Source organism: Serratia sp. CY76391 (assembly GCF_052166695.1).
Taxonomy (GTDB): domain Bacteria; phylum Pseudomonadota; class Gammaproteobacteria; order Enterobacterales; family Enterobacteriaceae; genus Serratia; species Serratia nematodiphila.
In genome coordinates this window covers 1085160-1097669 of record NZ_JBJNOJ010000001.1, presented here as the reverse complement: position 1 = coordinate 1097669, position 12510 = coordinate 1085160, and the positions used below count along the sequence as shown (strand labels likewise).

Sequence of the window (12510 nt, the reverse complement as noted above, 5' to 3'; positions counted from 1 at the left end):
CCGCGGGCGCCCGTGGCCTCAGCCGCGCTGAATGGACACGCCGCCGTCCACCAGCATCGCGGTGCCGGTGACAAATGAGGAAGCGTCAGACGCCAAATACAGCGCCGCCTGCGCGATCTCCTCCGGCATCGCCAGCCGCTTCAGCGCGTGCAGAGCGGCCACCTGCGCCAAGGCTTCCGGGGTATTGCTCATCTGCCGCCCCATCGCCGTATCGGTGCCTCCCGGCAGCAGCGCGTTCACCCGAATGCCGCACCCGCCAAACTCCACCGCCAGCGCCTGCGTCAGGCCGATCAGCCCCGATTTGCCTGCCGCATAGGCCGCCGTGCCGGGAAACGCCGCGGTGTGGCCGACGAACGTGGAGGTGAAGATCACCGAGCCCGCGCCGCGCGCCTGCATGGCGGGAATTTGATATTTGGCGCTGTAGTAAGCGCTGGACAGGTTGGTTTCCAGCACGTCGCGCCATTCTGACGCGCTGAGCGCCAGCGACGGCCCCAGCGGCCCCAATGTGCCGGCGTTGTTGAAGGCGATATCCAGGCCGCCGAATTCGTCGACCGCCGTCGCCGTCAGCCGTTCGGCGAAGGCTTCGTCGCGCACGTCACCCGCCACCGCCAATGCCCGGCCGCCCTCGCGCCGAATGTCCTCCACCAGCTCGGCCAACAGCGGCGCGCGCCGGGCGCCCAACACCAGCGTCGCCCCCTGCCGGGCGAACAGCAGCGCCGCCGCTTTGCCGATCCCTGAACTGGCGCCGCCGATCACCGCCACCTTGCCGTTTAATGCGTTCATCGCTCATCCTCACGCTGTTTAAAGATCCTCAGTGTGAGGCAAGGTTCGACGCCGCGCTGGCCGCAAGCGGACATGCAATTGGCGCAATAAAAAAGGCGCTGCAAGCAGCGCCCCGGCAACGCGAATCTGACGATTAACTCACGGCCTGGCCGCATACTTCTGCATCGTGGCCGGCGTCACCAGCTCGAATGGGATCCAGTAATACGGCTCAAGCTTTTCACCGTTGATCATGCGCTGCGCCACATCGACCGAGGCCTTGCCCTGGCCGACCGCATCCTGGAACACCGTGACCTGCATCTTGCCGGAGGCCAGCGCCTTGAGGCCGTCCGGCGTGGCGTCGATGCCGCCGATCAGCACTTTCTTGTCCGCCTTGCCCGCCTGCTGCAGCGCCATGATCGCGCCGATCGCCATCTCGTCGTTGTTGGCGGCGACGATGTCGATCGCTTCGCCGTTGGTCAGCCAGTTCATCATCAGATCCATGCCTTCACTGCGTGAATAGTTGGCGCTCTGCTTCTGCACCACCTTCATGTTCGGGTATTTGGCCACCACCTGCTCCACGTCTTTGGTGCGCTGCAGCGCGCCGGCGTCGGTCAGGTTGCCGATCATCACCGCCACGTTGCCCTGATAGTTGGCCAGCCGCGCCAACTCTTCCATCTGCAGCGTGCCGGACTCCCGCTCGTCGGAGCCGACAAACACCACGCCCTGCGGCAGTTTGGCGTCGCCCGGCGTGCGGTTCACATACACCAGCGGCACGCCGGCGGCCTGCACCATTTTGGTCATTATCGGCGTGCTGGCCGAGTTGACCGGATCGACGATAATCGCGTCCACCCCGGCGCTGATAAAACTCTGCACCTGGTCGGTCTGGCGGCCGACGTCGCCGCGCGCGTCCTCGAACTGCACGGTAATGCCGCGCGCCTTGGCCTCCTTGTCGATCGCCTGGCGGATAATGGTGAGGAAGTTCTGGTCGAAATAGGCCATCGATACGCCGATGGTTTGCGCCAATGCCGGGGTGGACGCACACAGCGCCACCGCCAGCCACAGCCCTTTCAGGTAATTCATGATGTGCCCCCCGGTAAAAAAACACCGCCGGCCAACCTTGGCGCCGGCGGCAATTCACGGCAATCAGTGTTTTTTGCGGTTGCGACGCATATCGATCGACACGGCGGCGACGATAATCACGCCTTTGATGATGTCCTGAATATAAGAATCGACGCCGATAAAGGTGAAGCCGCTTTTGATAAGGCCGAGGATCACCGCGCCGATCAGCGTGCCGGTGATGCGCCCGACGCCGCCCATCAGGCTGCTGCCGCCGATCACCGCCGCGGCGATGGCGTCCAGCTCGTACGACATCCCCATGCTCGACTGGCCGCTGCTGACGCGCGCCGCCAGCACCACGCCCGCCAGTCCCGCCAACCCGCCGGCGATGGTGTAAACCGTCACCAGATATTTGTTGACGTTGATGCCGGACACCCGCGCCGAGGTCATGTTGCCGCCGATGGCGTAGATGTATTTGCCATAGCGGGTGTGTTTGAGCGCGATATGGAAGATCACCGCAATCACCAGGAAGATGATCACCGGCATCGCGCCCTGGCCGATTGACGTGAAGCCGTCCGACAGGAAGCTGACCGGGTTACCCTTGGTGTAGTACTGCGCCAGACCGCGCGCCGATACCATCATCCCCAGCGTGGCGATGAACGGCGGAATGCCGGTGCGGGTGATCAGGAAGCCGTTGATAAAGCCGCAGACAATGCCCACCCCAATCCCCGCGCCGATCGGTATCGCCGCCGGCAGATCGAGCAACCCCGGGTACATCGGCGAAATGCTGTCCGAGGTCTGCGCCAGGCTGGCCGCCACCACCGCAGTCAGCGCAATCAGCGAACCGGAGGAGAGATCGATGCCGGTGGTGATGATCACCTGGGTGACGCCCACCGCGATGATGCCGATGATCGCCACCTGCAGCACGATCAGCAGCAGGCGGTTCGGGTTCAGCAGGAACGACTGATCGCGCATGTACCAGCCTAGGATTTCGAAGATCAGCGCGATGCCGAGCATCACGATGAAAATGCCGGTGTCTTTCGGCATTTTGCCGCTCAGCCCGGAGAACAGCGTTCCCTTGCTCGTTGAATCGGCGGAGAGCGGCTTCTCAATCTTTACGTTACTCATGATGTTCACCCTTCGTTATTCTGAGGCCAGCGCCAGGATCTTTTCCTGGTCCGCGTCGTCTTTGTCCAAAATGCCGGTGATGCGGCCGCCGTGCATCACCATCACCCGGTCGCTCATGCCGAGGATCTCCGGCAGCTCGGAGGAGACCAGAATGATGGCGACGCCGCGGTTGGCCAGCTCGCTGATCAGGCGGTAGATTTCCGCTTTCGCCCCCACGTCGATGCCGCGCGTCGGTTCGTCGAGGATCAGGATTTTCGGCTGCGCCAGCAGCCAGCGCGCAATCAGCACCTTCTGTTGGTTGCCGCCGCTGAGGTTATTGATGATCTGATCCATGGTCGGCGTTTTGATGTTGAGCTTTTTGATCTGATCCATGCAGTCTTTGGCCATCTGCACGTGGCTGACGAAACCGTTCTTGCCGATGTATTCCGACAGGTTGACGATGCTCATGTTCTCGACCACCGACAGCACCAAAAACAGGCCGGATTTTTTGCGGTCTTCGGTGAGGAACGCCAACCCGCTCTCGATCGCCTTCGCCGGGGAATCGACCTTCACCGCCTGGCCCTCGATAAAGATCTCGCCGCCGTCCGCCGGGTGCATGCCGAACAGGCTTTCCATCACTTCGCTGCGCCCGGCGCCCACCAGCCCGGCGACGCCGAGGATCTCGCCGCGTTTGAGGCTGAACGACACGTCATGGAACCAGCCGCTGCGGCGCAGCCCCGCCACCCGCAGCACTTCCTCGCCGATGTTGTTGTTGAATTTGGGGAACATCTGCGTCAGTTCACGCCCCACCATCATGGTGATCAGCGACTGCTTGGTCAGATTTTCGGTCTTGTCGCAGGCGATGAAGGTGCCGTCGCGGAAAATGCTCACTTCGTCGGTGATGGCGAAGATCTCGTCCATCTTGTGGCTGATATAGATGATGCCTTTGCCCTGCTCGCGCAGTTCGCGGATGATGGCGAACAGGTGCACCACTTCACCTTCGGTCAGCGCCGAGGTCGGTTCGTCCATGATCAATACGTCGGCGTTGTAGGACACCGCCTTGGCGATCTCCACCATCTGCTGGTTGGCGATGCTCAGTTCGCCCACCAGCGTGTCCGGCTGCAGTTTGATGTTCAGCCGCGCCAGCAGCTCGCGGGTGTTCTCGTTCAGCTGCTCGTGGTTGACGAACCCCAACCGCGCCGGCTCGCGCCCCAGCCAGATGTTTTCCGCTACCGTCATATAAGGCACCAGGTTCAGCTCCTGGTGGATCATGGAAATACCCGAATGCAGCGCCTGCAGCGTGTCGCTGAAGGTGACCGGCCGGCCTTTGATTTTTATCGAGCCTTCATCCGGGTGGTAGATGCCGATCAGGCATTTCATCAGCGTCGATTTGCCTGCGCCGTTTTCCCCCATCAGCGCGTGCACGCTGCCGGGTTTGATTTTAATCGAGACCTTATCCAGCGCTTTGACGCCGGGGAACTGCTTGCTGATGCCTTCGGCCTCAAGAACATAAGGGTACATACCGCTTACCTCCGCACTGACCCACGTTTTCCGCCGCGCTCGCCCCACACCGGCGCCCGCGGCGGGCTTCAAGGCTTATTTCTTGTTTTTATCGGCGAATTGCTGGTAATTGGCCTGGGTGATCAGCTGGTAAGGGATCAGCACGTTGCTCTCCACTTTCTCGCCTTTCACCAGTTGAACGGCGGTCTGCACCGCACCCTCGCCCTGGCCTTTGGCGTCCTGGAACACGCTCAGCGCCAGATCGCCTTTTCTGATGAATTCCAGCGCATCGGGCGTGCCATCCACGCCGGCCACCCGCACGCCGGACTTTTTAGCCTGCTTGAGCGCCAGGATGGCGCCGATGGCCATTTCGTCGTTATTGGAGGCGATGGCGTCGATCTGCTGGCCGGTCAGCACCCAGTCAGTGGTGATATCCACCGCATCTTTACGCGTCCACTTGGCGGTTTGCTTATCGACAATCTTGATGCCGGGATAGTTGGCCGCCACCTCTTCCACGCCGCGGGTGCGGTCGCGGGTCGATTCATTCGACAGTTCCCCCATCAGGATCATCACGTTGCCCTTGCCGTTCATCAGCTTGGCCAACGCTTCCATCTGCAGTTTGCCGGCCAGCTTGGAATCGGAGCCGACGTAGGCCATGCCGGCCGGGAGCGTCACTTCCGGCTTGCGGTTGACGAACACCAGCGGGATCTTGGCCTTCTCGGCCAGTTTGATCATCGGCTTGACGCCCTGGGTATCCACCGGGTTGAGGATGATGGCGTCGACGCCCTGGCTGACGAAGTTTTCGATTTGTTGAATTTGCTGCGCGATGTCACCCTTGGCGTCTTCGAACTGGCCGCTGACGTTGCCGTCGGCCTTCATTTTGCTTTGCATCGACTGGCGCAGAATGGTGAGGAAGTTGTCATCGAAGTAAGCCATGGAAACGCCGATCTTGATGTCTTTCGCCAACACGCTGGCCGGCAGCATGCACATCAGTACCGAGGCGGCGATCAATTTCTTCAGCTTCATGTTCGTTACCCTTTAATCGTTAGAATGAAGAGGTCTGTTGGTTGACAGCTAATGAAAAATATTTTTTACATTCAAACAACAATACGGTCGGTGTTATCCCTTTGATACGGCGAAATTACCGCGTTATCGCCGTATTAAGGCCGTGAACAAAATGGTGATCGATATCTCAAAACAGATTAAAAACAATCAATTGAAATAAACCCCTGGTGGAGCAAGCCGCGTCTTTGCCGCTTTTTTAAATGTTTATTTCATAATTTAGACTATTGAAACTTTTTAACCCAAACAAGCGAAACATGCGTTTTGGAATGGCTTATTAACAAAAACATGACACGGATCTAACAAATGAAATGAAAGCCGCCCGCGAGCGTTCCCCTTTCGTGCGCCGGCAAAAACTGCGAGCGGCCACGCAGTTTGCGGTTTCCGCGTTTCCCGACCATCCTTACTCGGCAATAATGGACATATCCCTATCTCAGGAGGACCTGACATGCAGCTCAGCAGTAAGGTGCGGATGAACCGCCTGTTCAACAACGGCAAGTGCCTGGATGTGGCGATCGATCACGGCATCGCCAACGAACCGGATTTCTTGATCGGCCTGGAAGATATCGAACGGGTGATGGGCAACCTGATCGCCGCGCGCCCTGACGCCATTCAGGTCAACTACGGCCAGGCGGATCTGCTGCAGCGCGCGCCGCAGCGCGAAAAACCGGCGCTGGTGATGCGCACCGACGTCGGTAACGCCTATAACGCCGCGCGCCACCGCGAAATGTGGGCGGTGCTGCACAACCCGGAGGCGCCGATCCTCGCGGCGCTGCAAATGGACGCCGCTGCGGTGGTGGTCAATTTGTATATGATCCCGGATGAGCCCGGCATTTTCCGCCAGTGCGTGGAGAACATCGGCCGCCTGCGCCACGCCTGCGATCAATACGCCATGCCGCTGATGATCGAACCACTGGTGATGGCCCCGGCCGGCCAGGGCGCCGCCTACGGCTCGCTCGGCGACGTGGAGAAGATCGTGCCGCTGGTGCGGCTGGCGCGCGAGCTGGGCGCCGACATCATCAAGGCCGATCCGACCGATCGGGTGGAAGATTTCCACCGCGTGGTGGAAGCGGCGCGCTGCCCGACGCTGGTGCGCGGCGGCGGCAAGGGAGAGCTGGGCCCGGTGCTGGAGAAATCCGCCGCGCTGATGGCCCAAGGCGCCTCCGGCATGGTCTATGGCCGCAACGTCTATCAACACAGTAATCCGTCGCAGGTGGTGCGCGCCCTGATGGCGATCATCCACCAGGGCGCCAGCGGCCAACAGGCGCTGGAGATCTATCACCAGCAGTAACCCGCTTTTGTAACTAAAATAACCCCTCCGCCCCCCGGCAGCGTGCTATAACCTGCTGCCGGTAACTGCAGCTTGCCGCATTCCTCGCTAGAATACGCCGTGATATCGCCATTCGGAGAACCGCCATGCCAAAACAACGGGTGCCGCTCAAGCTGAGCACCTCCATCACGCTGATGGTGTCCGCCATCATCGCTTCGGTGCTGCTGGTGGTGTTCGCGCTGTTTTTCGTGCAGATGAGCCGCGAGGGGCAAGATCAGCTGCAGCAGAAAGCCATCGCCGTCGCCAGCACGCTGGCGCTCTCCAACACCGTGATCGACGGCCTGCAGCGGCGCGATCACAGCGGCGCCATTCAGCGCTTCGCCGAGCAGGTGCGCCATCAAAACGAGCTGCTGTTCGTGGTGGTGGTGGATATGCAGGGCATCCGCTATTCGCACCCTAAACCCTGGCTGATCGGCAAGCATTTTATCGGCGACGATCTGGCGCCCGCGCTGCAAGGCAACGTCAACAGCGCTATCAACCGCGGCACGCTGGCTCCGGCGCTGCGGGTGTTCGTGCCGGTGTATGACGATCAGAAAAAACAAATCGGCGTGGTGGCGCTCGGCATCGCGCTGGACACCGTGCAGCGGGTGGTGGCGGAAAGCCGATGGATCATCTATTGGACCATCGCCTTCGCCGCCCTGGTCGGCAGCCTGGGCACCTTTTTCCTGGTCTCTGCGCTCAAACGCATCATGCTGGGTTTCGAGCCCTACGAAATCTCCAACCTGTTCGAACAGCGCAACGCCATGCTGCAATCGATTAAAGAAGGCGTGATCGCGGTCGATAATGAATCCCGCATCACCATCGTCAATGACGAAGCCAAGCGCCTGCTGCGCCAGAGCGGGCCGGTGGAAAACCTGCTGCGGGAAGCCGCCAGCAAGCATTGGCCGGCGCAGCTGCATCTGGCGGAGGTGCTGGCCAGCGGCGAACCGCTGCGCGATCGGCAGATCAGCTTCAACGGCAGCGAACTGCTGACCAATACCGTGCCGGTGATCGTCAACGGCCAGGTGACCGGCGCCATCGCCACCTTCCGCGACAAGACCGAGATCAGCCGCCTGCTGCAGCGGTTGAGCGGCATGGCGCACTACGCCGACGCCCTGCGGGTGCAGTCGCACGAATTTATGAACAAGCTGCATGTGATACTCGGCATGCTGCATATGAAGGCCTATCAGCAGTTGGAAAACTACATCATCAACACCGCCAGCAACTACCAGGAAGAGATCGGCGCGCTGCTGCGCAAGATCCATTCGCCGGAGGTGGCAGGCTTCTTCATCGGCAAGATCAGCCGTGCCCACGAGGCCGGCATCGAACTGACCATCGAGGAAACCAGCCTGCTGCCGGAAACCGACGATGCGGAAACCACCCACGTGCTGATCAGCGTGCTCGGCAACCTGATCGAAAACGCCATCGACGCCATCGACGGCGTTGAGGGCCACGAGATCGGCCTGAGCTTCCATCATCACGACGATCAATTACACTGTATCGTCAGCGACGACGGCCCCGGCATCGATCCGGCGATCGGCGCGCGTATCTTCGAACACGGATTTTCCACCAAGGGAACGGGACGCGGCATCGGCCTGGCGCTGATCCGCAGCCATCTGGAGAAACTGGGCGGCAGCATCGATTTCGAATCCGAACCGGGCGAGCTGACCCAATTTTTCGTGCACCTTCCCTATCAGGCCAAGAGCAGAGCCCATGATTAACGTACTGATTGTCGACGACGACCCGATGGTGGCGGAGCTGAACAAATACTACCTGAGCCAGGTCGGCGGTTTTCACTGCCAGGCGACGGTCGCGACCCTGAGCCAGGCGCGCGCCCTGCTGGCCGACGCCAGCGTCAGCATCGATCTGGTGTTGCTGGATATTTACATGCAGCAGGAGAACGGGCTGGATTTGCTGCCCGGCCTGCGCGAGCTCGGCGAAAAGACAGATGTGATCATCATCTCCTCCGCCAGCGACGTGAACACGGTGCAAAAAGCGCTGCACTACGGCGTGGTGGATTATCTGATCAAGCCGTTCCAGTTCAGCCGTTTCAAGGAGGCGCTGAGCCACTACCGGCAACAGTCACAACTCTTGGCGCAACGCGAGTTTTCGCAGGCCGACGTCGACAGCCTGTTGCGCCGCCAGCCCGGCGGCCAGGAGAGCAAAAAGCTGCCGAAGGGCCTGACCAGCATCACCCTGAGCACGGTGTGCGAGTGGATCGAACAGCAGCACGACAGCGAATTCTCTACCGACAATCTGGCCAACGCCATTGGCATTTCGCGGGTGTCCTGCCGCAAGTACCTCATCTATCTGGCGGAGAGCGGCATCCTCGGCACCCGTATTCTGTACGGCGCCACCGGCCGACCGGTCTATCTGTATCAGCTGAAACCGGACGCGATCGCCATGCTGAAAGAGCATTGCCGCCCGGCCTAAACGACGTCGGGCGCAGAAAGCGCCCGGACGTTGAAGGTTAGAAGTTGTGCATGTAACACTTCGCTTCGGGATGAGGATCTTTCGAGTGTCTGCGCAGGCAGCGCTGCTTTTTCTGTTGCTGTTCCAGGTTCCGCTGCTGCCGCTCGGCGGTCTCTGCGGCTTCGCGCTGCTGTTCGCGTGCAATCGCCTGCTCGTTGGCCAGCGTCAGGTTATCGACATTCCACACCTTGTGACGCAATGCGTCGCGCTTTTTCTGGTACTCCTCGGTGACCTTACTGTCCTTCGGCGCCGCCGCATGGTATTCCAGATCCACCCGCGCCTGCGCGAAGCTGGAACAACACAAGGCCACGCCGGCCAACACGATCCTTTTCATCAATGACTCCTTTTACATTACATCGCTAGACTCTGCGCGCACGCCAGCTCAGCAACCGTTCGGCGATGCCGTCGGCTTTTCCTCTGAACGGGAGACGCGCTGCCCGCCGGTGACGGGCGCTTTGCCGGGCTCGATAGCGCACTCCGCCAACCGCGCCAGCTCTTCCGCATCACGCTCTGTCGGCGGCGCTTCCTCGCTTATTTCCTGCCGCAGATCCTGCGCCAGCGCTTTCAGGCGCTTTTGAAACAGCACCGGCGACACCCCTTCGCACGGCCTGTCGTAGCGCGCTGCGCCGGCGCTTTGGCTTAGCGGCGGCAACAGCAAGAGAAAGATCGCGGCCATGTTCTTCGTCATGGGCAACTCCTTTGATTACGCCGAAATAAACCGGCGGTTCCCTATAAGGAAAACGAATTGTCTGCTAACGCAATGAATGGTCAAGCCACGGCAGAATAACGCAGGAAAGGTAAACCCTCCGACAATATCGGCAGAATGCGCGCATTAATTTGGCTGAATATATTTAGCGGTTTAACGATCGAATATTTTCGACCCATCTAACGTGCCGCCAATACCGATATTACCTTCATGCAATACCGACGAGGCAGACTCACCCGCCATGATGCGTTGCCGCTGTTCCCGCGTGGCCGGCTGAGGCTGAGACCAGTCCGGGGACGTCGACGTTGGCTGGATCGCGCTGCAGCCGCTCAACAAAAACAACGATACCGTGGCACAATAACGCCATGTCATAGTTTTCTCCTTAAAGGAAATAAAATACCCGCAGCCGGCGGCAAGGGTAAATAAAAAATGACTTTCTTTAGTTTAATAACCGCCGTTATTTCACCATCCGACTGCCAATGTTAACCACCCGGTTCCTCTGTTAACCCGAAATAAACATTTTCGCTTAGCCACCCGATAATTCGCAGGCAATAAAAAAGGCCGGGCTAACCCGACCTTGTTTGACCGCTCGACGCGCTTAGACCAGCTCGATCACATCGAAATTGGCTTCGCCGCTCAGATCGGCGTCGTAGTCAACGCCCTGCAGACCGAAGCCGAACAGACGCAGGAATTCCGCCTTGTAGCCCTGGTAATCGGTCAGTTCATTGATGTTGTTGTCGTTCAGCTGCTGCCAGATTTCACGACAGGTTTCCTGCACTTCGTCACGCAGTTCCCAGTCATCCAGACGCAGACGGTGCTTCTCGTCGGTGTCCGGCGCCGCACCGCTGTACAGCTTGGTGGCGAACAGACGCTGGATCTGCTCGATGCAGCCTTCGTGAATGCCCTGTTCCTTCATGATTTTGAACACGATGGAGATATACAGCGGCATCACCGGAATGGCGGAGGAAGCCTGAGTCACTACCGACTTGAGCACTGCAACGTAAGCCGCGCCGCCTTTGGCCTGCAGCTTCTGGTTGATGGCGTGCGCCGCGCGATCCAGATCTTCTTTCGCCTTGCCCAGCGTACCGTGCCAGTAAATTGGCCAGGTCAGATCGGTACCGATGTAGGAGTAAGCGACCGACTGCGCGTTATCCGCCAGCACGCCCGCTTCATCCAGCGCGTCCATCCACAGCTGCCAGTCCTGGCCGCCCATCACCTTCACGGTGTCGGCGATTTCTTGCTCGTTGGCCGGCTCGACCACGGCTTCAACCAGCACGTCTTTGTTGGTGTCCAGCGCGACGGATTTGTATGGCTCACCGATCGGCTTCAGCGCGGAACGCACCACTTCGCCGGTTTCCGGCATCTTACGCACCGGCGAAGCCAACGAGTAAACCACCAGGTCAACCTGACCCAGGTCTTTTTTGATCAGATCGATCACGGTCTGACGGCACTCGTTGGAGAATGCGTCGCCGTTAATGCTTTTCGCGTACAGGCCTTCTTCTTTAGCTGCCTTGTCGAAACCGGCGGAGTTGTACCAACCGGCGGAACCGGTTTTGCCTTCGCTGCCAGGCTTCTCGAAAAATACGCCGATGGTGGCCGCACCGCTGCCGAAAGCGGCATTGATGCGCGAGGCCAGACCGTAACCGGTGGATGCACCAATGACCAGCACCTTTTTAGGCCCGTTTTTCAGTTCGCCGCGCGACTTAACGTAGGCGATTTGCTCACGGACGTTGGCTTCACAGCCTGCCGGGTGAGCGGTGGTGCAGATAAAACCACGAATTTTAGGTTTGATAATCATAGTAATTTTTTCTTGGTAGCTAAAAACCGAAGGACAATATACCTGATTTTCTCGATATACTTAAGAAAGTGCGAAAACAAGCGCAGTGAACAGACCAGTAGGAAAGCCCGCCGCCGAGACATGTCATGATGGCAAAGGGATAATCATGGCAGGCCGGGTTGCGATTACCCGGCCTGTCGAGAGTCACGCCTTGTTCTTTTCCAGCTGCTCAATCAGCGTGTAACGCAGCGATGAGGCATCGGCCGGCACGTTCTCCACCGGGGTGACGCGCACTTTCAATCGATACTGATAACCCGGTTCGAAGGTGAAACCCTCGATGCCGGTATAGAACAACTCCCACGGCTGCTGCGCGGAGCGGCGCACCTGCATGCACTTCATCGGGGCGACGCCCACGCAGTCCACCAGCGCGCTGTTCACCAGCAACACTTCCGTTTGGCCGCCTTTTTCGTTTACGGGCTGATTCATCGAGGTTCCCTCCTGGCTGCAGCCGGCCAGCGCGGCCAACGCAACAAATAACAACGCTTTAATTTTCAATGTACTGCACCATTAGTCATTCAGGGGCGCCATGCTAACAAATTAACCGGCTCAAGAGAACAGATAGCGCTACGGTTCCACACGCCCCAAATATCATTCCTCGGTACTCTATCAGTCTGGAAAATATCGCAAAATAAACCCCCTGTTCTTATCCGAACCGGTAATTACCCCCGCTATTTTTTCTGTTAAAAACAGCTGGCTTGC

General features: G+C 59.3%; 13 protein-coding genes. 3 read left to right on the top strand and 10 right to left on the bottom strand.

Translation table 11 applies throughout. From position 1 onward, the window contains the following. Nucleotides 1-18: 18 nt before the first annotated feature. The 5 genes from ACJ8PN_RS05605 to ACJ8PN_RS05585 form a co-directional block, all read right to left on the bottom strand. A complete protein-coding gene (locus ACJ8PN_RS05605) occupies nt 19-783 on the bottom strand; it encodes an SDR family oxidoreductase (protein ID WP_442534687.1) in 765 nt (254 codons plus the stop codon). Nucleotides 784-921: 138 nt separating this feature from the next. Further along, nucleotides 922-1842, bottom strand: coding sequence for a sugar ABC transporter substrate-binding protein (locus tag ACJ8PN_RS05600; protein WP_171453798.1), 921 nt, complete (start codon nt 1840-1842; stop codon nt 922-924). Between the two features lie 63 nt (nt 1843-1905). Further along, nucleotides 1906-2946: an ABC transporter permease gene (locus ACJ8PN_RS05595; protein ID WP_060560427.1), complete on the bottom strand. Its 1041-nt coding sequence runs from the start codon at nt 2944-2946 to the stop codon at nt 1906-1908. Between the two features lie 15 nt (nt 2947-2961). After that, nucleotides 2962-4446 carry a sugar ABC transporter ATP-binding protein gene (locus tag ACJ8PN_RS05590; RefSeq protein WP_411261851.1) on the bottom strand — a complete coding sequence of 495 codons (1485 nt, stop codon included), beginning with the start codon at nt 4444-4446 and terminating at the stop codon, nt 2962-2964. Between the two features lie 75 nt (nt 4447-4521). Beyond that, entirely contained in the window at nt 4522-5451 is a 930-nt protein-coding gene (locus ACJ8PN_RS05585) for a sugar ABC transporter substrate-binding protein (RefSeq protein ID WP_442534686.1), read from the bottom strand. 484 nt (nt 5452-5935) lie between these two features. On the opposite strand from ACJ8PN_RS05585, the gene ACJ8PN_RS05580 reads away from it, so the two are divergent. The 3 genes from ACJ8PN_RS05580 to dcuR all read left to right on the top strand — a co-directional run bounded on the left by ACJ8PN_RS05580 (nt 5936) and on the right by dcuR (nt 9229). Next, nucleotides 5936-6778: a class I fructose-bisphosphate aldolase gene (locus ACJ8PN_RS05580; protein ID WP_063919227.1), complete on the top strand. Its 843-nt coding sequence runs from the start codon at nt 5936-5938 to the stop codon at nt 6776-6778. 125 nt (nt 6779-6903) lie between these two features. After that, entirely contained in the window at nt 6904-8517 is a 1614-nt protein-coding gene (locus ACJ8PN_RS05575; RefSeq protein WP_411261830.1) for a sensor histidine kinase, read from the top strand. Then, nucleotides 8510-9229: a two-component system response regulator DcuR gene (gene dcuR, locus ACJ8PN_RS05570; RefSeq protein WP_004940959.1), complete on the top strand. Its 720-nt coding sequence runs from the start codon at nt 8510-8512 to the stop codon at nt 9227-9229. Before ACJ8PN_RS05575 ends, dcuR begins: the two co-directional genes overlap by 8 nt. A gap of 37 nt (nt 9230-9266) precedes the next feature. Here the strand turns inward: dcuR and ACJ8PN_RS05565 are convergent, their stop codons facing one another. From ACJ8PN_RS05565 to ACJ8PN_RS05545, 5 genes are all read right to left on the bottom strand, one after another. After that, a complete protein-coding gene (locus ACJ8PN_RS05565; protein WP_004940957.1) occupies nt 9267-9602 on the bottom strand; it encodes a hypothetical protein in 336 nt (111 codons plus the stop codon). A gap of 48 nt (nt 9603-9650) precedes the next feature. Beyond that, complete coding sequence (locus ACJ8PN_RS05560) at nt 9651-9956, bottom strand: hypothetical protein (protein WP_016928132.1); 306 nt, start codon at nt 9954-9956, stop codon at nt 9651-9653. A 171-nt stretch (nt 9957-10127) separates the two neighbouring features. Beyond that, the gene (locus ACJ8PN_RS05555; RefSeq protein WP_015377541.1) at nt 10128-10346 is read right to left on the bottom strand and encodes a hypothetical protein; all 219 of its coding nucleotides are present in this window, start codon (nt 10344-10346) and stop codon (nt 10128-10130) included. A gap of 226 nt (nt 10347-10572) precedes the next feature. After that, nucleotides 10573-11772, bottom strand: coding sequence for an enoyl-ACP reductase FabV (gene fabV / locus ACJ8PN_RS05550; protein WP_004940952.1), 1200 nt, complete (start codon nt 11770-11772; stop codon nt 10573-10575). 183 nt (nt 11773-11955) lie between these two features. Beyond that, nucleotides 11956-12306 carry a DUF4377 domain-containing protein gene (locus tag ACJ8PN_RS05545; protein WP_019454731.1) on the bottom strand — a complete coding sequence of 117 codons (351 nt, stop codon included), beginning with the start codon at nt 12304-12306 and terminating at the stop codon, nt 11956-11958. Between the last annotated feature and the right edge of the window lie 204 nt (nt 12307-12510).